This is a genomic window from Neisseria sp. Marseille-Q1983 (assembly GCF_018224585.1).
GTDB classification, from domain to species: domain Bacteria; phylum Pseudomonadota; class Gammaproteobacteria; order Burkholderiales; family Neisseriaceae; genus Neisseria; species Neisseria polysaccharea.
The window spans coordinates 1-24,019 of record NZ_JAGTUI010000033.1 but is presented as its reverse complement, the minus strand read 5'-3'; the positions used below and the strand labels follow the sequence as shown (position 1 = coordinate 24,019).

Genomic DNA, 24,019 nt, shown 5'->3' with positions numbered 1-24,019 from the left:
CTTCTTCAAACGATTTCGGTGCGTTTTTCTTCATCGTGTTTCCTTTTCGGTTGAAACCCCGCCACTTGGACATCTGTCCTTCGGGGCGGTAGAATCAGACTTTATTTGGGAGGGGTGTAAGCCCTTCCAAATCAGGACGGCACATAGGGCGGTGCTTTATGTGTCGTCCTGTGTGTTGAAACGGATGTTCCAGTAAAAAGCGGATTGTAGCATTTTTGTAAAACGGATGCCGTCTGAAACCCGAATCCGGCTTCAGACGGCATTGTTTTGTCCTGCAAACGGCAAGGCGTTACCCGAGCAGTTCGTCGGTGATGCCCTGCAAAAAGGCGAGGCGTTCGGGGCTTGCCGCCCCGGTTTCGGCGGCGGCTTTGAAGGCGCAGCCGGGTTCGGCGCGGTGGGTGCAGTTGTGGAAGCGGCATTGTCCGACAAGGTGGCGGAAATCGGGGAAATAGCGCGGCAAATCGGCGGCTTGGAGGTGGTGTAAACCAAATTCTTGCAAACCCGGGGAGTCGATGAGTTGGGTTTCGCCGTTCAAATCATAAAGCCGGGCGTGGGTGGTGGTGTGTTTTCCCGAGTCGAGTGCGGCGGAAATGTCGCCGGTGCGGGCGGTTTGGCTGCCCAAAAGGGCGTTGGTCAGGGTGGATTTGCCCATACCGCTCTGCCCGAGCAGGATGTTGCTGTGCCCTTGCAGGGCGGGGCGCAGGCTGTCGGCGTTTTCCAGTGCGCGGGTTTCGATGACGGGATAACCCAGCGTTTCGTAGAATTTGAGTTTTTCGCGCCAAAGGGCGGTTTCGGGCAGGTCGGCTTTGTTCAGGACGATGACGGCGCGGATGCCGGCGGCTTCGGCGGCAAGCAGGGCGCGTTGCAGCAGCCGCACGCTCGGACTCGGGACGGCGGCAGTTACGATGAGGAGTTGGGTAACGTTGGCGGCGATGAGTTTGGTTTTCCATGCGTCTTGGCGGTAGAGCAGGCTTTGGCGCGGTAAAAAATCTTCAATCACAACTTGTTCGGCGTTGACGGGACTGATGCGGACGCGGTCGCCGCAGGCGAAATCGACGCGTTTTTTGCGCGTGCTGGCTTCGTAGGTTTTGCCGTCGGGTGTGCGCACGATGTAGCGGCGGCCGTAGCTGGTGATGATTTGGGCGGTATCGGTCATGGTTTTGACGGGTAGGAGAACGGGAATGCCGTCTGAAAACGGCGGTTTCCAGACAATAAGGTTTCAGTCATGCTGCCACTCGACATGCTCACTCAAGAAGCCGCCGCTTTGGTGTGCCCAAAGTTTGGCATACAGGCCTTGTTTCTCGAGCAACTCGGTGTGGCTGCCTTCTTCGATGATGCGGCCTTTGTCCAAGACGATGAGGCGGTCCATTGCGGCGATGGTTGAGAGGCGGTGGGCGATGGCGATGACGGTCTTGCCGTCCATCATTTTGTCAAGGCTTTCTTGGATGGCGGCTTCGACTTCGGAGTCGAGCGCGCTGGTGGCTTCATCGAGCAACAGAATCGGCGCATCTTTGAGCATGACGCGGGCGATAGCGATGCGCTGGCGTTGACCGCCGGAGAGTTTCACGCCGCGTTCGCCGACGTGCGCGTCATAGCCGCGCCGTCCTTTGGCGTCGGAAAGGTTAGGGATGAAATCAGCGGCTTCGGCGCGTTCGGCGGCGGAGATCATTTCGGCATCAGTTGCATCGGGGCGGCCGTAAACGATGTTGTCGCGCACGGAACGGTGCAGCAGCGAGGTGTCTTGCGTGACCAAACCGATTTGGGCGCGCAGGCTTTCTTGGGTTACGCTGTCCACGGTTTGGCCGTCGATCAAAATCGTGCCGCTTTGCGGTTCGTAGAAGCGCAAAAGCAGGTTGACGATGGTGGATTTGCCCGCGCCGCTGCGTCCGATCAAGCCGACTTTTTCGCCCGGGCGGATGGTGAGGTTGAAGCCGTTGAGCAGCGGTTTGCCTGCTTCGTAGCAAAAATCGACGTGTTCGAACTTGATTTCTCCTTGCGACACTTTCAACGGCAGGGCGTTCGGCTTGTCAAGGATGGTGTGCGGTTTGGACAGGGTTGCCATGCCGTCGCCGACGGTGCCGATGTTTTCAAACAGACGCGCGGATTCCCACATAATGTATTGCGACAGCCCGTTGACGCGCAACGCCATCGCGGTGGCGGTGGCAACCGCGCCGACGCCGACTTGGCCGTGATACCAAAGCCAGATGCCCAGTGCGGTCGTACCGGCGGTCAGCGAGCTGTTGACGATGAAGCTGCAGGTGTGCAGCAGCGTCGCCAAACGCATTTGGGCGTGTACCGTAACCATAAATTCTTCCATCGACTGCTTGGCGTAGGCCGCTTCGCGCGCGCCGTGGGAGAAAAGTTTGACGGTGGTGATGTTGGAATAGGCGTCGGTAATGCGGCCGGTCATCAGCGAACGCGCATCCGCCTGACGCGCGGCGGTTTTGCCGAGCTTGGGAATCAGGAAGCGCATCACCAAGGCAAAGCCGATAATCCAGCCGATAAAGGGCAGCAGCAGCCAGCCGTCGAGCGCGACCAGAATCACGCCGGAGGTGATGAAATACACCAGCACATAAACGACCATGTCGGCAACCGTCATCACCACGTCGCGCAACGCCAGCGCGGTTTGCATGACTTTGGCGGACACACGGCCGGCAAATTCGTCCTGATAGAAACCGAGGCTTTGCCCCAGCATCAGACGGTGGAAATTCCAGCGCAGGCGCATGGGGAACACGCCTTGCAGGGTTTGCAGGCGCACGTTGGACGCGAGGAAGGTCCAGAGGGCGAAAAACACCATCATCGCCGCCATCGCCGTCAACGCCCAGCCTTTTTCGGCAAACAGGGTCGCGGGCGTGTATTTGCCGAGCCAGTCCACGACTTTGCCCATAAATTGAAACAGCAGGGCTTCCATGATGCCGATGCCTGCGGTAAATGCCGCCAAAACGGCAATCCATTTGCGCAAGCCCCTGATGTTGCTCCAGATAAACTGCCACAGCCCTTTTTCAGGCGTTTTCGGGGCGGCTTCTGGATAGGGGTCGATTCGGGATTCGAACCAAGAAAATATTTTGTTCAACATTGTTTTCGATTTCGGTAAAACAGTTTCAGACGGCATCAAACACAATGCCGTCTGAAAGGAAGGACAATAACGCCATTTTACGGGAAAAGCCGTCGGGAAGACAGCGCGGGGCGGAAACGCAGGGTTTCGGCAGGGCAAACGCCGCGCCGCCTTCAGACGGCATTATTTCAGCAGGTTTTTTAAGGCAAGGCGCACGCCTTCGCCCACGTCCGTCCCCTTCGGAACGCCTTTGACCGCCGCTTTTGCTTCGCGTTCGCTGTAACCCAGCGCAAGCAGCGTGCTGACGATGTCGTCCGTTTCGTCGGCGGCGGGTGCGGCGGCAAACAGCCCGTCCGTTACCGTATGCGCGACCAGCTTGCCGCGCAGTTCCAAAACCATACGTTCGGCGGTTTTTTTACCGATTCCCGGGGCGGAGGAGAGGCGTTTGACATCTTCTTCTGCAACCGCCCGCGCCAACTCGTCTGCCGTCATTGCCGACAAAATGCCCAAAGCCGTTTTCGCGCCGATGCCGCCGACCTTGATCAGTTGGCGGAAGGTCTTGCGTTCTTCCGCAGTGGCAAAACCAAATAAAAGATGTGCGTCTTCCCGAATGATAAGCTGGGTAAACAGTTGTACGCTTTCTCCCACGGGCGGCAGGTTGCAGAAGGTCTGCATCGATACGTCGGCTTCGTAGCCGACACCGTTGACATCGATGACGATTTGAGGAGGGGTTTTCTCAACCAGTTTGCCGGTCAGCCTGCTGATCATAATGTGCCGAATCCTGAAGTGTCGGGTGCAAAATGCCGTCTGAAACCGGTTCGGGCTTCAGACGGCACGGATTGTATCAAATTCAGTCGTCGCGGCGGGAGGAAATCACGCGGCCGGTACGGGCATCGACAACGACTTTGTATTCCTGTCCGTTTTTGACGATTTCGACATCATAGTGCGGACGGCCGTCGTCGTGTTCGAGTTCGATGTCGGTAACACGTCCGCTGACGCGTGCCAACGCTGCTTTTTCGGCTTGGGCGCGGCTGATGATTTTGTCTTGTTTGCTGTGTTGGTGTGCGGCGTGTCCGCGGTCGTCATCGCCGTGTCCGTCGTGGTGGGCGAGTGCGGGGGCGGAAATGCCCAGCAGTGCGGTTGCGGCGGCGGTCAAGAGAAGGCGTTTGATGTTCATATTTTACTCTTGTAAATCGGGGGTTGGAAAATGCGGATATTAATAAGGTATCAAATGACCGTCAACCGGCGGTCAATACCGTCTGAATCATACCGCGTGCCTGAGCTTCGGCCTCGGCGGCGCGTTCCTGCGAGGCAAACGGGCCCATTTTGACGACGTATTCGTAACGGCGTTTTTCAATGGCGAGGTTCGGGCTTGATGTCGAAGCGGCGAAGTTTTGGGCGGCTTGGTTCAGATAGGTTTGTGCTTCGTGTTCCGTACCGAAGGATTTTAAGTCGATAAAGATGTCTTTGCCGGCGGACGGTGCGGATTGGCCCGGGACGATTTGTTCGATTTTGACGTGCGCCGTCCCTTGGCTGACAAAGCCCAATTTTTGTGCGGCGGCTTTGGATACGTCGATGATGCGGTTGCCGTGGAAGGGGCCGCGGTCGTTAACGCGGACGATGACGCTTTTGCCGTTTTTGGTGTTGGTTACGCGCACATAGCTGGGGATAGGCAGGGTTTTGTGGGCGGCGGTAAAGGCGTTCATATCGTAGCGGTCCCCGCCGGAAGTTTTGCGCCCGTGAAACCTGCCGCCGTACCACGAGGCGTTGCCGGTTTGCGTGAATTCGGCAACTTGGTTTATCGGCGTGTAGCGTTTGCCAGCGACTTTGTAGCTGCGGTTGGCGGAGGCGTGCAGTTTTTCTGCCCTGACCACTGCGTCGGCGGATGCCGTCTGAAGGGAATGTGTGCCGAATGCGGCGGTGAGAAGGAAAAGGGTTTTTCGGGTTAAAGTCAAAACGTGTTCCGTTCTTGAGTTGAAGACGAATGGGCATCGTGTCCGGACGGGTTTTCAGACGGCATGAACTTGCGTTCAAACGCCGCCTGCGTAACCGTGTTGCCGCCACGCTTCAAAGAGAATCACGGCGACGGTGTTGGAAAGGTTCATACTCCGGCTGCCGGGCTGCATCGGCAGGCGGATTTTTTGCGCGGCGGGCAGGCTGTCGAGGATGTCGGCAGGCAGCCCGCGCGTTTCCGGCCCGAACAGTAAAACGTCGCCTTTTTGAAACGCGGTTTCATCGGGGCGCGCCGTGCCTTTGGTGGTCAGGGCGAAAATGCGCCTGCCTGCGAGTGCCTTGAGGCAGTCGTCGAAGTTTTCGTGCACCGTCAGGCTGGCGAACTCGTGGTAGTCGAGTCCGGCGCGTTTCATTTTGGCGGAATCCAATGGGAAACCGAGCGGTTTGACAAGGTGCAAATCCGCACCGGTATTGGCGCACAGGCGGATGATGTTGCCTGTATTCGGGGGGATTTCCGGTTGGTATAAAACAATGGTAAACATAAATATCAATCACTTATAGGCGCGTAACCTTGCCACAAGGCGGCATAGGTGTCAAAAAATTTAGTTATTTTTTCATTGGCGTGCGTGCCAGCGTCCAGCAGCAGACGCGGCGCGCGCCCGATTTTTTCAGCATCTTCGCCAGTTCGTTCAGTGTCGCGCCGGTGGTAAAGACATCGTCGATTAACAAAATATTACAGCCTTTCGGCAGCGGTTCGCGGATTTCAAAGGCGTTTTTGATGTTTTTCAGGCGTTCGCTGCCTTTGAGCGTGCTTTGCGGCGGCCGGTGGCGGCGGAAAACGGTATGCCGGGGCAGCGTGCGCCAACCGTAGCGTTGAGCCAGCAGCCCGGCGATGCTTTCGCTTTGGTTGAAGCCGCGTTGCAGCAGCCGCTCCCTGCTTAGCGGAACGGGCAGGACGAAATCGAAGCATTCGTCTGCAAGCCGGTCGGGCGGATTCTGCATCATCAGGTCTGCCAACGGGCGCGCCATACTCAAATCTGCCAAGTGTTTCAGCGCGCGTATCATATTGCTGACAGGCGGTTCGTAATACAGCGAAGCCCACATCCGGTCGAATGCGGGCGGTTTTTTCTGGCACGCGCCGCACACCGATCCGCCTTGGATGTGTCTGAAACACAGGGGGCAGCTGTTTGCCGCGTCGGTGCGGTATGCTGCCAAATCGTCGCGGCAGCCGGCGCAGATGCCGTCTGAAACGCCGGACGAACCGTGGCATAATACGCAACGCCTGATAGTGGGCGCGTCTGCGATGCGCCGCCAACAAGAGAGAAAATCCATGCCTGATGCCGTCAAAAAAGTTTACCTGATACACGGTTGGGGGGCGAACCGCCACGTGTTCGCCGACCTGATGCCGCGCCTGCCCACAACGTGGTCGGTGTCCGCCGTCGATTTGCCCGGACACGGGGATGCGCCGTTTGTCCGATCTTTCGACATTGCGGCGGCGGCAGACGGCATTGCCGCCCAAATTGACGCGCCCGCCGACATTCTCGGCTGGTCGCTCGGCGGATTGGTCGCGCTGTATCTGGCGGCGCGCCATCCTGACAAAGTCCGTTCGCTCTGCCTGACGGCGAGTTTCGCCCGGCTGACGGCCGCCGAAGACTATCCCGAAGGGCTTGCCGCGCCTGCATTGGGCAAAATGGTCGGCGCGTTCCGAACGGATTATGCCAAACATATCAAACAGTTTCTACAATTGCAGCTTCTGCACGCGCCTGATGCCGCCGAAATCATAGGCAGAATCCTGCCCGATTTGGCGCGCTGCGGCACGCCCTCCGCCTTGCAGGAAGCTTTAGACGCGGCGGAAAGGGCGGATGCGCGGCATTTGTTGGACAAGATAGATGTTCCGGTACTGCTGGTGTTCGGCGGCAAAGACGCGATTACGCCGCCGCGCATGGGTGAATATCTGCACCGCCGTTTGAAGGGCAGCAGGTTGGTTGTGATGGAAAAGGCGGCGCATGCGCCGTTTTTGAGCCATGCGGAAGCGTTTGCCGCGCTGTATCGCGACTTTGTTGAAGGGGTTTGAGATGAACCATCAGGACGCACGCTGGCAGGTTCACCGCCATCTTGCCGAACATGCCGACCAACGGCTGACACTCGTCCGCAACGCGCCTAAGTATATCCTGCTTGCCGGGGCGGATGCGGACATCAGCCGCAGCCTGCTGGCGAAACGCTATCCGCAGGCGGTATTTGAAGAATACGATTCCCGTGCGGATTTTTTGGCGGCTGCCGCCGCCGCCCGCAAAGGCGGTTTTTGGCAAAGGTTTACGGGTAAGGGCGTGGTGCAGCACTGCCAATCCCCGACCGCGCCGCTGCCCGAAGCGTGTGCCGATATGTTGTGGTCGAATCTCGGACTGTTGGCGGCGGAAAGCATCGTCCCCGTGCTGCACAACTGGGCGCGCGCGCTGAAGACGGACGGGCTGCTGTTTTTCACTTGCTTCGGGCGAGATACCTTGGCGGAACTGAAATGCCGTCTGAAAGAAAACGGCATTGAAAGCCGCAGCGTGATGTTTCCCGATATGCACGACTTGGGCGATATGCTTGCCGAAAACGGCTTTTACGACCCCGTTACCGATACGGCGAGGCTGGTGTTGGATTACAAAAAGGCGGAAACGTTTTGGGCGGATATGGACACGCTGGGCGTTTGGCGGGCGATGTCGTGGAACGATGAAAACGCCGCGCGTTCGTGTGTCGGGACAATATTTGAACGGGAAGGCGGTTTGAGTATTACGCTGGAAACAGTGTACGGACACGCCGTGAAAAAACTGATGCTGCCGCAGGGGGAGAACGTGGTACAGTTTTTTCCGAAGAGATGATGTGCGGATGCCGTCTGAAGCCGTTTCCAAGTTTCAGACGGCATTTGTCTGTGAAAACCGACAGAAATAAAGGAAATGCCGATGTATGCCGATGCCGGAGACGTATATTGCGTCTATAACATCAGACTGAAGCAGTACACTGCCTGCCAGGTTACCCGAGTTGAAGAACACGGTGACAAAAAAACACATGCGACCCTGCTGGCTTTGGACTGGCAGGGCAACAAACCACTTGGGGCGGCGGAGCTGGCGGATTTGAAACCGCTTTACAAAGACTTTATGTATTGGGAACGCGGTCTGCACATGTATAAGGCAAGTGCTGTCGTGCCGACGGGATATGTACGGGTTGGGAATACCGCGCCGCTGGTCGGCGAAGACACGCAGCGGTATGCCTCTTTTTGGGGCGACGGCTACGACGTGTACCGTCAGTTGAGATGGCGGCAGATACCCGAAAAACAGAGAAAGGCATTCAAAAAAGCCGCCAAAAGCAAAAAGACCGTGATGTTTGCCGGACGGGAATACGGCATATCCACACAGAATTTGAGCGATGTTTGGGACGATTTTGAAGACGCGATGGAACTGAAGGCGTTTCCCTGCCTGTCTTCGCTGTTTCTGACCAAATGGCATAAAAATCTATATGAATATCTGGAGGAGTATCCGTTTATCACCCGATTGTGTCTGGAAAACCACGGTCAGACCGTGCTGGATTTCAGCAATACGCGCATAACCGACCTTTCTGTCGATATGACCGGCGTGGAATCGCTTTATCTGAACGAAGGCTTGGACAGCCTGAACCTGAAAGGCGAAATCAAGGAAAACTGCAAGGTCTGTACCGCCGAAAAGGGCGCGGGTCTGATTTTGGAAGTGGGCAAAAGCGTTCCCAAAGTGCGGGGTTTGGAAAACCTGACCGCCGTCAACGTCATGGGCATTGCCGATTTCGATATGCAAAACCTGTCGGAAACGTATCCCAAGCTCAAAACCATACGGCTGTGGGGCAAACCGGGCAATATCGCCAATTTTTCCGCCGTATCGGGATTTGAGGATTTGGAAGTGTTCACTACCGTAGATTTGTTCGGTTTCGGCGCGGACGACATCCCGCATCCCGACCGGCTGCCGAAGCTGCACAGGCTGTGGATGAGCAGCCTGCCCGAAGAGGCGGCGAAGGCAGTGAAGAAACTTTATAAGAAACGGAAGGAAGACGGGCTGGACCTGTGGATAGAAAAAGCCCGAAAACCCGAATGGCTGGCGCAAAATTTCGACAACCCCTTCCGCGATTGGGACGGCGCGGAGCATATCTCGAAAAGCCATGCCAAAAAAGCGGCGGAGCTGTACCGGAAAACCCGTGCCGGCGTGGTCAAACTGCTCGGCAATCCGCCTGAAAACATAGGAGAGGAGCTGGCAGAGGCGGTCAAAGCCTATACCGAAGGTTTCAACAAAATGGACAAAAAACTCTTTATCGACACGGTAGAGCGGGAAGATATTGCCGAGGCGTTGGAAACGATATTGAACCTGATACCGGAGGGGTCTTGTGCCGACAAGGAAAAACTGTTTGAAATATTTGATAAAAACAGGAATTTTTAAATAGAGGCAATGCCGTCTGAAACTTGGTAACGGTTTTCAGACGGCATTTTGTCCCAACACCGCCAACACCGCCGCACCGTAACGTGCGGCTTTTTCTTCGCCTACGCCATATACGGCGGCAAGCTCCGCCAAACCTTCCGGCTGTTTGGCGGCAATGGCGCGCAGGGCGGCTTTGCTGAGAATGCGGTAGGGTTCGGACTGTTCGTGTTTTGCCGTTTCGTTGCACCATTGAATCAGGGCGCGCATCAGGCGGCGTTTGTGTTTGGCGGCTTCATCGATGCCGTCTGAAAACGGACGGCAGACGGCGAGGATGTCCCGTCCGTATTTGGCGGCGCGTACGCTGCCCAAGCCGTGCACGCCTTCGAGGTCGGTTTCGGTTTCGGGCGTATCGGCAAGCATGTCGGCAAGGCTTTCGTCGGAGAGGACGGCATGCAGGGCGCATTTTTCCGCCGTTGCCTGTTCATACCGCCAGGCTTCGAGTTTTTGACGCAGTTGTTGTTCGCGTTCGGTTTGCGGACGGATGACGGCATCGTGGCTAAAGTCGGCAGCGTTTTGGCAGACTTTGAGTATGCCGTGTCCGAAACGGTCGATTTTGGCTTCGCCCAAGCCGTAGATGTCGTGCAGCCCGTTGAGATTTTGCGGCATTTTTTCGACAAGGTCGCGCAGGGTTTTGTCGCCGAAAATCATATAGGCGGGGATGCCTTCGGCTTCTGCCTGTTTCATACGCCAAACGCGCAATGCCTGCCACAGGCGTTCTTCGCGTTCGGTACGCAGCCAGTTGTCTTTGAGGGTGCGGACGGCGGGCTTGTCGCGCTTGAGCGGACGCAGCATCACTTCGGTTTCGCCCTTGAGGACTTTTTTGGCGGCTTCGGTCAGTTGCAATGCCTGATATCGGGCAATGTTGACGGTAAGGTAGCCTAGGCTGATGCACTGGCGGATGACGCTGCGCCATTCTTTGTCGGACAACTCCGCACCGATGCCGAATGTGGACAGTTGTTCGTGCCGGTTGCCGCGTATCCAATCGTCGCTTTTGCCGCGCAAAAGGTTGGTGATGTAACCGGCGGCAAAGCGTTGTCCGGCGCGGTACACGCAGCTGAGTAATTTTTGCACTAACACCGTGCCGTCAAACCGTACGGGCGGATGCAGGCAGTTGTCGCAATGGCCGCAGGGTTCGGATGCTTCGCCGAAATGTTTGAGCAGCAGTACGCGGCGGCAGGCGGCGGTTTCGCAGACGGCAAGCATGGCATCGAGTTTTTGCATTTCGATTTGCTTTTGCACCTCGTCGCTGTTGCCTTCGGCAATCCGTTCGCGCAGCAACACCCAATCGTTCAAACCGTAACACAGCCAGCTCACGGCAGGCAGCCCGTCCCGGCCGGCGCGCCCCGATTCCTGATAGAAATGTTCGACACTTTGGGGCATATCGAGATGGGCGACAAAGCGCACGTCGGGTTTGTCTATGCCCATGCCGAACGCTACCGTTGCCACCACAATAATATTGTCTTCATGCGTAAAGCGGCGTTGGTTTTCCTCGCGCACGTCCATGCTCAAACCAGCATGATACGGAATCGCGTTTAATCCGTTTTCACGCAAAAACTGTGCCACATCTTCCACCTTTTTGCGGCTTAAACAATACACAATGCCGCTTTGCCCCGTCATTTCTTTGCGGATGAATTCAAGCAGTTGTTTTTTGCCGTTGTTTTTTTCGATAACCTGATAATAAATATTCGGGCGGTCGAAGCTGGAGACAAATTCGGGCGCATCGTCCAAGTGCAGATAATGCTTGATGTCGGCGCGTGTGGCGGCATCGGCGGTGGCGGTCAGGGCGATGCGCGGGACGTTCGGATAGCGTTCGGCAAGCATGCCGAGCTGTTGGTATTCGGGGCGGAAATCGTGTCCCCATTGGCTGACGCAATGCGCTTCGTCAATGGCAAACAGGCTGACGGTTTGTTGGTCGAGAAAACGCAAAAAGCGGTCGGTAACCAAGCGTTCCGGTGCGACATAAAGCAGTTTCAGACGGCCTTGGGCAAGCTTGTCGGCAATCTCGCGCGCCTCATCTGCCGACGTACTGCTGTTGACTGCCGCCGCTTCAATCCCGGCCACATGCAGGCTGGCCACTTGGTCGTTCATCAGCGCAATCAGCGGCGATACGACAACCGCCACGCCTTCGCGCATCAGCGCGGGAATCTGGTAACACAAAGACTTGCCCCCGCCCGTCGGCATCAGCACCATCAAACTCTCGCCGCCTGCCAAAGCATTGACGATAGCCTCCTGCTTGCCGCGAAATTCGGGATAACCGAATACTTCGTGCAAAATCTGTTTGGCGGTGGGTCGGTGCGTCATTGTTCCGTGTCCGGTAAGGGTGTTGGTCGGTCGGCGGCAATATGCCGTCTGAAATCGGGATTTAGAAGAGTTTGCCCACTTCCGCCTCAATATCGTCGGCACGCATGAACGTTTCGCCGATCAGGAAGGTATGCACGCCGCGCGCCCGCATAAATTCCACATCCGCCTTACCCGTAATGCCGCTTTCGGTTACGACGGTTTTGCCTTCCAGCGCGGGCAGCAGCGACAGGGTTTGGTCGAGGGAGACTTCAAAAGTCCGCAGGTTGCGGTTGTTTACGCCCCACAACGGCGTGGTTAGGTTGCGGCATTTTTCCAATTCGGTTTCGTCGTGCAGCTCGAGCAGGACGGTCATGCCCAATTCGTGCGCCACCGCTTCAAAGCGTTCCAATTGTTCCTGTTCCAGTGCTGCGGCAATCAGCAGGACGGCATCCGCCCCCCATGCGCGCGCCTGATAAACCTGGTATTCGTCGATGATGAAGTCTTTGCGCAGCACGGGCAGCGATACGGCTTCGCGCGCCTGTTTGAGGTATTCGGGCGAACCTTGGAAATAGGGTTCGTCGGTCAGTACGGACAAACACGCCGCTCCGGCGTTTTCATAGGCGCGTGCAATCTCGGCCGGTCGGAAGTCCGGACGGATCAGGCCTTTGCTCGGGCTTGCCTTTTTGATTTCGGCAATGACGGCGGGCAGGTTTAGGCGGTGTTTGCCGCGTATCGAATCGATGAAGCTGCGGACGGGCGCGGCTTCTGCGGCAAGTGCGCGGATGTGTTCGGGGGAAACGGCGGCTTTTTGAGCGGCAACTTCCTGTGCCTTGGTGGCAAGGATTTTATTGAGGATGTCGGTCATGTCGTGTTCCGTATTCGTCTGGGAAAGGGGGAATATTAGCATCAAACCGTTAACGACTGTTTGTGCGGAAGCTGTCGAAATAGGATAGGACGGTCTGCGGCAGCCATTGCAGGTGCAGCCTGCCGCCGGTGCTGCTGACAAAGCCGACATGACCACCGTGTGCAGGTTGGAACAGGGTAACGGCTTCGGACACTTCGTCTGCGCGGGGCAGGGCTTCGGGCGGCAGGAAGGGGTCGTTGGCGGCGTTGAGCAGGAGCAGCGGTTTGGCAACGTGTTTGAGCAGCGGTTTGCAGGAAGTTTGGCGGTAGTAGTCGTGCCGGTCGGCAAAGCCGTGCAGCGGTGCGGTGAAACGGTCGTCAAACTCGCCCAGTGTTTTGCACCCTGCGGCAAATGCCGTCTGAAAACCTTGGAGCGATTTTGCTTTGGGTATCAGGGTGCGGAGAAAGTAGCGCGTGTAGAGCAGCCGCGTGATGCCGCTGTCGAAGCGTCTGCCTGCCGCCTCTGCATCGACGGGGGCGGAGATGACGGCAGCGGCTTGCGGCAGCGCGTTTTCGCCCTGTTCGCCCAAATATTTTGCCAGCGCGTTGCCGCCCAGTGATACGCCGACGGCGTATATTTCACGGTAACGCGCGGCAAGCGTGTCCAAAGTAAAGGCGATTTCGGCGGTATCGCCCAAGTGGTAGAACACCGGAGCGGTGTTGGCAATGCCGCCGCAGCTGCGGAAATGGACGACTGCGCCGTGCCAACCGCGGCTGCGTACCGCGAGCATCAGTTCGACCGCGTAATGGCTGCGGCTGCTTCCTTCCAAACCGTGAAACAGCACGACCAGCGGCGCATCGGGCGAAATGCCGTCTGAAAAATCGTAGGCGACTTTGGTTTTACCCGTGCTGTCGGGAAGCAGCTCGCGGCGGTATGTGGGTGCGGGGCGTTGCAGGAATTTGGCGGCAATCGTATCGGCATTGCCGTTGCGGAGGAAAAACGGTGTGTCCGGCGGTGTCAAAATCATAAGGTATCGGTTTTTCTGTTTTCAGACGGCATTGATGATGCGGCAGCCCGTCCGGCCGGTGCGGACGCGGGGGATGCGCGCCCGAATATAGGCGCGGAAAAAGCGTTTTCCGAAAAAGGATATCGGCACCGGTCAGCTTTCCACGCGTTTGAAATGGCGCGGACGGAAGCCCAAAGCCGCCAGAGATGCGAAATACAGTCCGCCGCCGACGGTAATCAGGATGCAGAGCTGCCCCGCTTTCCGCATTCCACCGGCGTGTGTCCAGTCGAACGGCAGCCAGATTTGGGCGGCATACAGGCCGCCGCACATCACGGCGAGCGAGAGCAGCATTTTCGCCAAGAACGCCGCCCAACCCCTGCCGGGCCGGTAAATGCCGTGTCTGCGTAACAGGAAGAACAACAATCCCGCATTGATGCACGCGCCCAAGCCGATGGCGAGCGAAAGCCCGGCGTGTTTCAACGGGCCGATAAAGGCGAGGTTCATCAACTGCGTGCAGATAAGCGTGAAGATGGCGATTTTGACGGGCGTTTTGATGTTTTGCCGCGCATAAAAGCCGGGCGCCAACACTTTAATCATGATTAAACCGATTAAACCGAAAGAATAGGCAATCAGCGCGTGTTGTGTCATTTGCGCGTCAAACAGCGTAAATTCGCGGTACATAAACAGCGTCGCCACCAGCGGGAATGACAACACCGCCATCCCTGCCGCCGCCGGCAGCGTCAGCAGCATGCACAGGCGCAAACCCCAGTCGAGCAGGGCGGAAAACTGTTCCGTATCTTGGTTTGCCGAGTGTTTGGACAAAGTCGGCAGCAAAATCGTACCGAGGGCCGCCCCCAGCACGCCGCCGGGCAGCTCCATCATGCGGTCGGCGTAATACATCCATGAAACGCTGCCCGATTGCAGATAAGACGCGAAAATCGTGTTAATAACCAAAGAAATCTGCGCCACGCTCACGCCCAAAATCGCAGGCGCCATCTGTTTCATCACGCGGTTGACCGCCGCATCTTTGAAACTCAGTTTGGGCAGTTTCAAAAAACCCAGTTTCGCCAGCCAGGGCAGTTGGAAGCCGAGTTGCAAAATGCCGCCGACAAAGACCGCCCAAGCCAGCGCGGTAACGGGAGGATCGAAATACGGTACGAAAAACAGCGCGAATACGATAAACGACACGTTCAGAAACGTGGGCGTAAACGCCGGAATGCTGAATTTATGATAGGAATTGAGTACCGAGCCGACAAAAGAGGAAAGTGAAATCAATAAGATATAAGGAAACGTAATCCGCAGCAAATCGATGGAGAGCTGAAATTTGTCGGCATCTTTGGCAAAACCGGGTGCGGAAACATAAATCACCCAAGGCGCGGCAAGTATGCCCAGCGCGGTAACGATGACCAGCACAAACGACAGCATCCCCGCCACATGGCGGATAAAAGCCTCCGTCGCCTCTTTAGAACGCGTTTCCTTATATTCCGCCAAAATCGGCACAAACGCTTGGGCAAACGCCCCCTCCGCAAACACGCGGCGAAGCAGGTTGGGCAGTTTGAACGCGACAAAAAACGCATCCGTCGCCATACCCGCGCCGAATGCCCGCGCAATGACCGTATCGCGCACAAATCCCAAAACGCGCGACACCATCGTCAGGCTGCCGACTTTTGCCAAAGCTCCAAGCATATTCATCATTGTTCCTCAACAGTCGTACCCGTTTGGGGCAACGGCGCGTATTGTACGACAGAAACCGGTTCAGACGGCATCGGGTTTCATGCCGTCTGAACCGGTTTCCCGATACGAAAGCTTCCTTTTCCGGCGGCAAACTGTATCAACACGCGGAAATGCAATAAAATAGCCGGATTCCGATTGATTTCCAACATTCATTTCCAACATCACGGAGAGCCGTATGAAATCCAGACACCTCGCCCTCGGCGTTGCCGCCCTGTTCGCCCTTGCCGCGTGCGACAGCAAAGTCCAAACCAGCGTCCCTGCCGACAGCGCGCCTGCCGCTTCCGCAGCCGCCGCCCCTGCAGGGCTGGTCGAAGGGCAAAACTATACCGTCCTTTCCAACCCGATTCCCCAACAGCAGGCAGGCAAGGTTGAAGTCCTTGAGTTTTTCGGCTATTTCTGCCCGCACTGCGCCCACCTCGAACCTGTTTTGAGCAAACACGCCAAGTCTTTTAAAGACGATATGTACCTGCGTACCGAGCATGTCGTCTGGCAGAAAGAAATGCTGCCGCTTGCCCGCCTTGCCGCTGCCGTCGATATGGCTGCCGCCGAAAGTAAAGATGTGGCGAACAGCCATATTTTCGATGCGATGGTCAATCAGAAAATCAAGCTGCAAAATCCGGAAGTCCTCAAAAAATGGCTGGGCGAACAAACCGCCTTTGACGGCAAAAAAGTCCTTGCCGCCTACGAATCTCCCGAAAGCCAGGCGCGTGCCGATAAAATGCAGGAGCTGACCGAAACCTTCCAAATCGACGGCACGCCCACGGTTATCGTCGGCGGCAAATATAAAGTCGAATTTGCCGACTGGGAGTCCGGTATGAACACCATCGACCTTTTGGCGGACAAAGTACGCGAAGAACAAAAAGCCGCGCAGTAAGCCCGTTTGAAAAATGCCGTCTGAAACTTGGTTTTCAGACGGCATTTTGATTGGGTTTAAAACGTAAAGCCCGTTTCCAGTTCTTCATCGCCGACCAGTTCGACCAAGAGCGCGTAGAGCGGGGCGAGTTCGGCATAACGGCGCGATACGCGGCGCAGATAGTTTAAGAAACGCGGGATTTCCGGACGGTATTTGTCTTTGCCGTCGCGGTAGTACAAGCGTGCGAAGATGCCTGCAACCTTCAAGTGCCGCTGCACGCCCATCCATTCGAACCAGCGGTAAAACTCGTCAAACGCTTCGGGGACGGGCAAGCCGGCAGCCCGCGCCTTTTCCCAGTAGCGGATAACCAAGTCCAAGACAAATTCTTCTTCCCATTCGATAAAGGCATCGCGCAACAGCGACACCAAATCGTAGGAAATCGGGCCGTAAAGCGCGTCTTGGAAGTCTAAAACACCCGGCCTGCCGCGCGTCAGCATCAGGTTGCGGACGATAAAGTCGCGGTGTACATAGACTTTGGGCTGCGCCAACAGGGGCGGCAGCAGCGTATCGACGGTTTGCTGCCAAAGTTGGCGTTGTTTGAATGTTAATTCGCGCCCCAATTCTTTTGCGACAAACCATTCCGGGAACAGGTTGATTTCGCGCAGCATCGTTTCACGGTCATATTCGGGCAAAACCCCTTCACGGCTTGCCTTCTGCAATTCGACCAGCTCGCCGATGGCCTCCAGCAACAGGGCTTTGTGTGCCGCTTCGCCCTGCTCCTGAAGCATCGCGGTTAAAAACGTCGTATTGCCCAAGTCGTTCAATACCACAAACCCCAAATCCGTGTCCGCGTGCAATATCTGCGGCACATTGACCATGTCAAACAGTTTCTGCACCTTCAAATAAGGCGCGACACTCATCTTGTCGGGCGGCGCATCCATGCAGACGACACTGCTGCCGTCTGAAAACGTTGCACGGAAATAGCGGCGGAAATCAGCATCCGCCGCCGCAAAGGCCAGTTCGAAACTGCGGTCGGGATAGACGGTCTGAAGCCAATTTTTCAGTTCGATTTGTCGTTGCATAACAGTACTAAAGCATTTCAGGTTACAATAAACGCTATTCTAACTGGCAAACCGACCTGAGGGGCAATTTTGGCTCGTTTATTTTCACTCAAACCACTGGTGCTGGCATTGGGCTTCTGCTTCGGCACGCATTGCGCCGCCGCCGATGCCGTTGCGGCGGAGGAAACGGACAATCAGACCGCCGGAGGAAGCGTTCGGAGCGTGTCCGAACCCATGCAGCCTGTCGGCCTGAGCCTCGGTTCGACCTGCCTGTTTTGCAGTAACGAAAGCGGCAGCCCCGAGAGAACCGAAGCTGCCGTCCAAGTCAGCGGCGAAGCATCCATCCCCGAAGACTATACGCGCATTGTTGCCGACAGGATGGAAGGGCAGTCGCAGGTCAAGGTGCGCGCGGAAGGAAGCGTTATCATCGAACGGGACGGCGCAGTCCTCAATACCGATTGGGCGGATTACGACCAGTCGGGCGACACCGTTACCGTAGGCGACCGTTTCGCCCTCCAACAGGACGGTACGCTGATTCGGGGCGAAACCCTGACCTACAATCTCGAGCAGCAGACCGGCGAAGCACACAACGTCCGCATGGAAACCGAACAAGGCGGACGGCGGCTGCAAAGCGTCAGCCGCACCGCCGAAATGTTGGGCGAAGGGCATTACAAACTGACGGAAACCCAATTCAACACCTGTTCCGCCGGCGATGCCGGCTGGTATGTCAAGGCAGCCTCTGTCGAAGCCGATCGGGAAAAAGGCATAGGCGTTGCCAAACACGCCGCCTTCGTGTTCGGCGGCGTTCCTATTTTCTACACCCCTTGGGCGGACTTCCCGCTTGACGGCAACCGCAAAAGCGGTCTGCTCGTTCCCTCCCTGTCCACCGGTTCAGACGGCATTTCCCTTTCCGTTCCCTATTATTTCAACCTTGCCCCCAACTTCGATGCCACCTTCGCCCCCGGCATTATCGGCGAACGCGGCGCGATGTTTGACGGACAAATCCGTTACCTGCGTCCCGATTACAGCGGACAGGCCGACCTGGCCTGGCTGCCGCACGATAAGAAAAGCGGCAGGAACAACCGCTATCAGGCAAAATGGCAGCACCGGCACGACATTTCCGACACGCTTCAGGCGGGTGTCGATTTCAACCAAGTCTCCGACAGCGGCTACTACCGCGACTTTTACGGCAGCGAAGAAATCGCCGGCAACGTCAACCTCAACCGCCGCGTATGGCTGGATTATGGCGGCAGGGCGGCGGGAGGCAGCCTGAATGCCGGCCTTTCGGTTCAGAAATACCAGACGCTGGCAAACCAAAGCGGCTACAAAGACAAACCGTATGCCCTGATGCCGCGCCTTTCCGCCGATTGGCATAAAAACGCAGGCAGGGCGCAAATCGGTGTGTCCGCACAATTTACCCGCTTCAGCCACGACAGCCGCCAAGACGGCAGCCGCCTGGTCGTGTATCCCGGCGTCAAATGGGAGTTCGGCAGCAGCTGGGGTTATATCCGGCCCAAGCTCGGGCTGCACGCCACCTATTACAGCCTTAACCGCTTCGACGGCAAAGAGCCGCGCCGCGTCAGCCGCGTGCTGCCCATTGTCAATATCGACAGCGGCGCAACCTTCGAGCGGAATACGCGGCTGTTCGGCGGAGAAGTCCTGCAAACCCTCGAGCCGCGCCTGTTCTACAACTATATTCCTGCCAAATCCCAAAACGACCTGCCCAATTTCGATTCGTCGGAAAGCAGCTTCGGCTACGGGCAGCTCTTCCGTGAAAACCTCTATTACGGCAACGACAGGATCAATGCCGCAAACAGCCTTTCCGCCGCCGTACAAAGCCGTATTTTGGACGGTGCGACGGGGGAAGAGCGTTTCCGCGCCGGCATCGGTCAGAAATTCTATTTCAAGGATGATGCGGTGATGCTTGACGGCAGCGTCGGCAAAAATCCGCGCAACCGTTCCGACTGGGTGGCATTTGCCTCCGGCAGCATCGGCAGCCGCTTCATCCTCGACAGCAGCATCCACTACAACCAAAACGACAAACGCGCCGAGAACTACGCCGTCGGTGCAAGCTACCGTCCCGCACAGGGCAAAGTGTTGAACGCCCGCTACAAATACGGGCGCAACGAAAAAATCTACCTGAAGTCCGACGGTTCCTATTTTTACGACAAACTCAGCCAGCTCGACCTGTCCGCACAATGGCCGCTGACGCGCAACCTGTCGGCCGTCGCCCGCTACAACTACGGTTTTGAAGCCAAAAAACCGATAGAAATGCTGGCGGGTGCCGAATATCGGAGCAGTTGCGGCTGCTGGAGTGCCGGCATGTATGCGCAACGTTACGTTACCGGAGAGAACACCTACAAAAACGCCGTCTTTCTTACCCTGCAATTAAAAGACTTGAGCAATATCGGCAGGGTTCCCAAAGGCACAATGGACATTGCCGTACCTGGCTATATCCCGAATCTGGACCTTTCAGGCAGGCGCAGAACGCAGCCGTAAACAGACCGAATCCCCGTCCTGTTCCAACGAACCTGCCGTCCGACGAACAACCCCGATTCCGCGAACCCAAGTGCGGAATCCAACCGATAAGGAAATATCGATGAAGATAAAAAACCTGATGATAGCCGCCGCACTGCTGAGCGCGTCCTACAGCCAAGCGGCACCCCGTGCGGCAAAACCCGCACCTGCCGCCAAAGCCGCCAAGCCGGCGGAGACGGCGGAGACGGCACGCCAAGAAGCCGCCCAACAGGAAGGCGGCATACACTTTTCAGACGGCATCGCCGCCGTCGCCGACAACGAAGTCATCACACGCCGCAGGCTGGCACAGGCTGTTGCCGATGCCAAGGCAAACCTGCCCAAAGGCGTACAAATCAGCGATACGGCATTGACCGAACAAGTACTGATGCAGCTGGTCAACCAATCCCTGATCGTACAGGCGGGCAAACGCCGCAACATTCAGGCAAGTGAGGCAGAAATTGCCGCCGTCGTCGCACAAAATCCCGCCCTCAAAAACCTCAGCCCCACCCAACGCCGCGAGCTTGCCGACAACATTATTGCCGAAAAAGTCCGCCAGCAGGCAGTGATGCAAAACAGCCGAGTGAGCGAAGCTGAAATTGATGCCTTCCTCGAGCAGGCGCAAAAACAAGGCATCACCCTGCCCGAAGGCGCACCGTTGCGCCAATACCGCGCCCAACACATCCTGATTAAAGCCGACAGCGAAAACGCCGCCGTCGGTGCAGAAAGCACCATCCGCAAAATCTACGGAGAGGCTCGCAGCGGCACAGACTTTTCCAGCCTGGCGCGCCAATATTCGCAAGACGCGAGCGCGGGCAACGGCGGCGACTTGGGTTGGTTTGCCGACGGCGTAATGGTTCCCGCCTTTGAAGAAGCCGTCCGCAGCCTCAAACCCGGCCAAGTCAGCGCGCCCGTACGCACCCAGTTCGGCTGGCACATCATCAAGCTGAACGAAGTACGCGAGGCGGGCACGCATCAGGAACGTGTCCGCAACGCCGTGCGCCAGTATATTTTCCAACAGAAGGCGGAGCGTGCGACCGCCGACCTGTTGCGCGACCTGCATTCCGGTGCCTACGTGGACATCCGCTGAAACGGTCGTGACTGAAAAGCCGTGCCGTCCCGACAACCTTCGGGCGGCACGGCTTTTTCAAACTGCGGCGGCAGACAGGCGGACGAAGCGGTGGAACATATTGAAAAAAATAAACAAACGCCGTAAAAGTTTTCCGGTGGACGGCGAAAAGCTCGTTTTCTAGCTGCTCTTTAAGTTAATGTTCCGTTAAACAATGTTTTTGATTGTTAAGAAAAATTTAACCTTTTTAACTTTTAAGTATTTGAAAATAATGGAATTTTTTGACGGGATGCAGTTGGAAAACTTGCCCCACAAATCGGGATAAAAGTAAAAACGGACGGCATAAAATAATTGTATTTATTGGCTAAATTGAAATCACGAACATAATTTTGAATGTATTGTTTGTTGTAGTTCGGATTAGTGTAATGTTGATCTTGCTTGGGTAAATTGTTTGCTCCTAAAATTGAAATAATGGCGTCATCAGTACGGAAATTATCCGCTTTAGCCGTTGCGTAATCTACGGTTCGTTGCATATGCCGAATAATTCGCCCAAGTGCTTCTTCTTTTGAAATGTTTAGACGAGAAGCTACTATGTCTGCATATTGTTCTGCTAATTTATATTCACTCGAATGCAACTGCTGATTATTCCAATCTGCATTCGCACCAGTAAAAGCCCCAGCATTGCCGCCTGTGGCATAACCAATCGCTAAACTGCCAACGGTATCCACAACAGGTTTCAGGCTGCCTGAATTTCTCTAATAAATGAGACACTTATTCTATCAACCGTTAATGTAACCAAACAATTATCAAGATAAGGGTAGTTTATTAAATACTCATCTTCTTCAAATTGTATATTTTGTAGGGTTAGATGATTATTTTTTAATTCTGCCGTTATTTCATACTTGAAACTATCATCTATTTTTCTAAATCCAATATTTGAAGTTGATTTATCCAGTATGTAATCATTAAAGATTTCATAGGATAATTCCACTTCATAAAATTGATTTTCAAATATTTTGAATGGGCAGTATGATATAAAACAATGTAGTTCATAACCATTTATTTCAATCAATACTGCCTCTTCAATGGTGTTATCTAACTTTTTGATTTTACATTTATATAACATTTTATCTTGCCTTTTTGCCGTCCGTTTTTTGTTGCCGGAGTTTGCTGTATCGGGGTTCAGACGGCATTGCCTGCCGTTGTGCCCGCGGGTGCGACTGCCTTGATGTAGTTGAGCGAGACAAACTGCTTTTCCGGGTCGAGTCCGGTAATTTTAAACAATGCCTGCGATTTGGGCAGCGCGTCAAACGGAATACCGGTCGCGCGGGTTACCAGCGGCAGGCCTTCGATGCGGACGAGGTCTTCTTTGAGGATGGTCGCGGTCAGCTCGCTCGTGCCTTGCTGTTGCAGATAGACGAGGCTCCAGTAGGCTTCCATTTGGCGTTGGAAGTCGGCGTAGGCTGTATAGGCGGCATCAAAGTCGCGCAGCGCGGCGAAGAGTTCGGCATCGCTGTTTTGATACAGCGGCTCGGCGGAGTCGTCTATCAGGCTGATCAGCTGTTTTTGGTTTATGTAGTCGGCGGCGCGGCGCAGCGGCGAGGTAAACCAGCCGTAATGCTGCACGCCCATACCGATGTGCGGCTCGGATTTGGTGCTCATACGCACTTTGCCTGCCGGTTGGACGCGGAAAAGGCCGGGCAGGTCGTTGTCGTGGAGCATTTGCGCCCAAGTGCTGTTGGCAAGAATCATCATCTCGCTGACCAGCGTATCGATGGGCGAACCGCGTTCGCGGCGGACGACGGATACGTTGCCTTTCTCATCCAATTCGATGCTGTAATCGTATTGCGGCGCGCGGTCGGGTTCGTATTTGCCGCGCGCTTTTTGCAGGGCGGTGGCGAATTGATAGAACCAAATCAGGTCTTGATGGTGGGCGAACATCATTTCGCCGGCTTCGTCCAAGCCGGTTTCGGCGTTGAAATGCGGCTCGATGGCTTGGATGCGCAGGTTTTCGGCGATATTGACGGCTTCGATTTTGCAGGCCGGTGCGCCGACGTTGAACTCGCCGTCCACATCGAAATAAATGCTGACGGCAGGACGGTACGCGCCCGCATCGAGGCTGAACGCGGCTATCCAGTTTTCGGGCAGCATAGTGATTTTGCCGTTGGGAAAATAAACCGTACTCAATCGCTGCATAATGACTTGTTCCATTTTGTCGCCCGGTTTAACGGCAAGCGACGGCGCGGCGATGTGGATACCGACGCGCTTCGTGCCGTTGCCCAAGTCGGTCAGGCTCAAGGCATCGTCCACTTCGGTGGTCGATTCGTCGTCAATGGAAAAGGCGGTAACATCGGCTTTGGGCAGGTCGGGCATTTCGGGAACGGGAAGGTCGGGGAAGCCTGTTCCTTTGGGGAAGTATTTGATTTCAAAACCGTCTTGCAGGTATTGGGGAATGGACGTAATGCCGCCCGTTTTTTTCGCCAATTCGTAGGCGGAGGTTTTCAATGCGTCGGCGGCTTTGGTAAAGGCTTTGTAGGTCAATGATTGCTTGTCGGGCGCGTGTAAGATAGTTTTCAAATCCGCCGCGATTTCAGACGGCATCTCGCCGCGTTTCAAGGCTTCCGCCCAAGCGTCGATTTGCGCGTCTTGCTGTTTTTTGCGTTCGATGGCGGCAAGCGCCTGTTTCAAAGTTTCTTCGGGTGCGGCTTTGAACACGCCTTTGGCTTTTTTGTAGAAATACATCGGCGCGGCGTACAGCGCAATCAAAGTCGCCGCCAGCTCGGTTTTGGTCGGCGCATGACCGTAATATTCTTCGGCGATGGCTTCGGCGGTAAATTCCCCTTCGCCGCATACTTCCCACAATAAATCGGTGTCGATGTCCGCCGCCTGCGCCTGCGCGTTCTCCAAAAACGCCGCCATGTCGCCGTCGAACTCGGTAAAGACGTTGTTCGCCTTTACTTTGGTGCGTTTGCCGTGTTGGGTATCGACTTGGTAGGTGGCATCGTTTTTTTGGACGACGGCGGCGACTTTGAATTGGCCGGACTCTTCGTAAAAGATATTCATCGTGTTTCCTTTTCGGTTGAAACCCCAACCTTTAGGGCGGTAGAATCAGAATTTATTTGGGAGGGGCGCAACCCCTTCCAAATCAGGGCAACACATAGGGCGGTGC

Annotated in this window: 22 protein-coding genes and 1 pseudogene; 6 read left to right on the top strand and 17 right to left on the bottom strand. The window is 55.8% G+C overall.

The genetic code is table 11. The features are described 5' to 3' along the window. Nucleotides 1-131: 131 nt before the first annotated feature. The 9 genes from KEM39_RS08330 to KEM39_RS08290 form a co-directional block, all read right to left on the bottom strand. Nucleotides 132-263 (bottom strand): exodeoxyribonuclease VII, encoded by a 132-nt coding sequence (locus tag KEM39_RS08330; RefSeq protein ID WP_230455287.1) that lies wholly within the window; start codon nucleotides 261-263, stop codon nucleotides 132-134. 26 nt (nucleotides 264-289) lie between these two features. After that, complete coding sequence (gene rsgA, locus KEM39_RS08325; protein ID WP_249182676.1) at nucleotides 290-1,156, bottom strand: ribosome small subunit-dependent GTPase A; 867 nt, start codon at nucleotides 1,154-1,156, stop codon at nucleotides 290-292. Between the two features lie 63 nt (nucleotides 1,157-1,219). Further along, on the bottom strand, nucleotides 1,220-3,076 hold the full coding sequence (locus tag KEM39_RS08320) for an ABC transporter ATP-binding protein (RefSeq protein WP_118997861.1): 1,857 nt from the start codon (nucleotides 3,074-3,076) through the stop codon (nucleotides 1,220-1,222). A gap of 25 nt (nucleotides 3,077-3,101) precedes the next feature. Beyond that, entirely contained in the window at nucleotides 3,102-3,239 is a 138-nt protein-coding gene (locus KEM39_RS08315; RefSeq protein ID WP_101115934.1) for a hypothetical protein, read from the bottom strand. Beyond that, on the bottom strand, nucleotides 3,239-3,823 hold the full coding sequence (ruvA, locus tag KEM39_RS08310) for a Holliday junction branch migration protein RuvA (protein WP_118997793.1): 585 nt from the start codon (nucleotides 3,821-3,823) through the stop codon (nucleotides 3,239-3,241). The genes KEM39_RS08315 and ruvA overlap by 1 nt, the downstream gene beginning before the upstream one ends. 82 nt (nucleotides 3,824-3,905) lie before the next feature. After that, complete coding sequence (locus KEM39_RS08305; RefSeq protein WP_061731068.1) at nucleotides 3,906-4,232, bottom strand: PepSY domain-containing protein; 327 nt, start codon at nucleotides 4,230-4,232, stop codon at nucleotides 3,906-3,908. Between the two features lie 61 nt (nucleotides 4,233-4,293). Further along, nucleotides 4,294-5,010 (bottom strand): septal ring lytic transglycosylase RlpA family protein, encoded by a 717-nt coding sequence (locus KEM39_RS08300; RefSeq protein WP_118997792.1) that lies wholly within the window; start codon nucleotides 5,008-5,010, stop codon nucleotides 4,294-4,296. A gap of 75 nt (nucleotides 5,011-5,085) precedes the next feature. Beyond that, nucleotides 5,086-5,550, bottom strand: a complete 465-nt coding sequence (trmL, locus tag KEM39_RS08295) for a tRNA (uridine(34)/cytosine(34)/5-carboxymethylaminomethyluridine(34)-2'-O)-methyltransferase TrmL (RefSeq protein WP_002218664.1) — start codon at nucleotides 5,548-5,550, stop codon at nucleotides 5,086-5,088. 64 nt (nucleotides 5,551-5,614) lie between these two features. After that, nucleotides 5,615-6,340 (bottom strand): ComF family protein, encoded by a 726-nt coding sequence (locus tag KEM39_RS08290; protein WP_234403153.1) that lies wholly within the window; start codon nucleotides 6,338-6,340, stop codon nucleotides 5,615-5,617. Between KEM39_RS08290 and bioH the strand changes: the two genes are divergently transcribed. The 3 genes from bioH (at nucleotide 6,339) to KEM39_RS08275 (ending at nucleotide 9,450) form a co-directional block, all read left to right on the top strand. Beyond that, a complete protein-coding gene (gene bioH / locus KEM39_RS08285; RefSeq protein ID WP_300990737.1) occupies nucleotides 6,339-7,082 on the top strand; it encodes a pimeloyl-ACP methyl ester esterase BioH in 744 nt (247 codons plus the stop codon). The genes KEM39_RS08290 and bioH overlap by 2 nt on opposite strands. A 1-nt stretch (nucleotide 7,083) precedes the next feature. After that, nucleotides 7,084-7,872 carry a methyltransferase gene (locus KEM39_RS08280; RefSeq protein WP_107997248.1) on the top strand — a complete coding sequence of 263 codons (789 nt, stop codon included), beginning with the start codon at nucleotides 7,084-7,086 and terminating at the stop codon, nucleotides 7,870-7,872. A gap of 81 nt (nucleotides 7,873-7,953) precedes the next feature. After that, nucleotides 7,954-9,450: a gliding motility protein gene (locus KEM39_RS08275; RefSeq protein ID WP_192886342.1), complete on the top strand. Its 1,497-nt coding sequence runs from the start codon at nucleotides 7,954-7,956 to the stop codon at nucleotides 9,448-9,450. 36 nt (nucleotides 9,451-9,486) lie between these two features. Here the strand turns inward: KEM39_RS08275 and recQ are convergent, their stop codons facing one another. The 4 genes from recQ to murJ form a co-directional block, all read right to left on the bottom strand. Then, complete coding sequence (recQ, locus tag KEM39_RS08270; protein WP_211709811.1) at nucleotides 9,487-11,790, bottom strand: DNA helicase RecQ; 2,304 nt, start codon at nucleotides 11,788-11,790, stop codon at nucleotides 9,487-9,489. A 61-nt stretch (nucleotides 11,791-11,851) separates the two neighbouring features. Beyond that, nucleotides 11,852-12,634, bottom strand: a complete 783-nt coding sequence (trpC, locus tag KEM39_RS08265) for an indole-3-glycerol phosphate synthase TrpC (protein WP_118997790.1) — start codon at nucleotides 12,632-12,634, stop codon at nucleotides 11,852-11,854. Between the two features lie 49 nt (nucleotides 12,635-12,683). After that, nucleotides 12,684-13,640, bottom strand: coding sequence for a YheT family hydrolase (locus KEM39_RS08260; protein ID WP_118997789.1), 957 nt, complete (start codon nucleotides 13,638-13,640; stop codon nucleotides 12,684-12,686). Between the two features lie 132 nt (nucleotides 13,641-13,772). Next, nucleotides 13,773-15,311 (bottom strand): murein biosynthesis integral membrane protein MurJ, encoded by a 1,539-nt coding sequence (murJ, locus tag KEM39_RS08255; protein WP_025456622.1) that lies wholly within the window; start codon nucleotides 15,309-15,311, stop codon nucleotides 13,773-13,775. A 217-nt stretch (nucleotides 15,312-15,528) separates the two neighbouring features. Here murJ and KEM39_RS08250 point away from each other — a divergent pair, with 217 nt between their 5' ends. Next, nucleotides 15,529-16,227 carry a thiol:disulfide interchange protein DsbA/DsbL gene (locus tag KEM39_RS08250; RefSeq protein ID WP_118997788.1) on the top strand — a complete coding sequence of 233 codons (699 nt, stop codon included), beginning with the start codon at nucleotides 15,529-15,531 and terminating at the stop codon, nucleotides 16,225-16,227. A 56-nt stretch (nucleotides 16,228-16,283) separates the two neighbouring features. Here KEM39_RS08250 and amgK read toward each other — a convergent pair whose 3' ends face one another. Then, a complete protein-coding gene (gene amgK / locus KEM39_RS08245; RefSeq protein ID WP_118997787.1) occupies nucleotides 16,284-17,288 on the bottom strand; it encodes an N-acetylmuramate/N-acetylglucosamine kinase AmgK in 1,005 nt (334 codons plus the stop codon). A 69-nt stretch (nucleotides 17,289-17,357) separates the two neighbouring features. On the opposite strand from amgK, the gene KEM39_RS08240 reads away from it, so the two are divergent. Together KEM39_RS08240 and KEM39_RS08235 are read left to right on the top strand one after the other, a co-directional pair. Further along, complete coding sequence (locus tag KEM39_RS08240) at nucleotides 17,358-19,766, top strand: LPS-assembly protein LptD (RefSeq protein WP_118997786.1); 2,409 nt, start codon at nucleotides 17,358-17,360, stop codon at nucleotides 19,764-19,766. A 100-nt stretch (nucleotides 19,767-19,866) separates the two neighbouring features. Then, nucleotides 19,867-20,871, top strand: a complete 1,005-nt coding sequence (locus KEM39_RS08235) for a peptidylprolyl isomerase (protein ID WP_118997785.1) — start codon at nucleotides 19,867-19,869, stop codon at nucleotides 20,869-20,871. 323 nt (nucleotides 20,872-21,194) lie between these two features. Here KEM39_RS08235 and KEM39_RS08230 read toward each other — a convergent pair. From KEM39_RS08230 to KEM39_RS08220, 3 genes and pseudogenes are all read right to left on the bottom strand, one after another. Then, nucleotides 21,195-21,566, bottom strand: a pseudogene (locus tag KEM39_RS08230) (hemagglutinin); the annotation flags it as partial. A 20-nt stretch (nucleotides 21,567-21,586) separates the two neighbouring features. Continuing rightward, nucleotides 21,587-21,976 carry a hypothetical protein gene (locus KEM39_RS08225; RefSeq protein ID WP_002255658.1) on the bottom strand — a complete coding sequence of 130 codons (390 nt, stop codon included), beginning with the start codon at nucleotides 21,974-21,976 and terminating at the stop codon, nucleotides 21,587-21,589. A 56-nt stretch (nucleotides 21,977-22,032) separates the two neighbouring features. Continuing rightward, the gene (locus KEM39_RS08220; RefSeq protein WP_118997783.1) at nucleotides 22,033-23,913 is read right to left on the bottom strand and encodes an RNB domain-containing ribonuclease; all 1,881 of its coding nucleotides are present in this window, start codon (nucleotides 23,911-23,913) and stop codon (nucleotides 22,033-22,035) included. Nucleotides 23,914-24,019 lie beyond the last annotated feature (106 nt).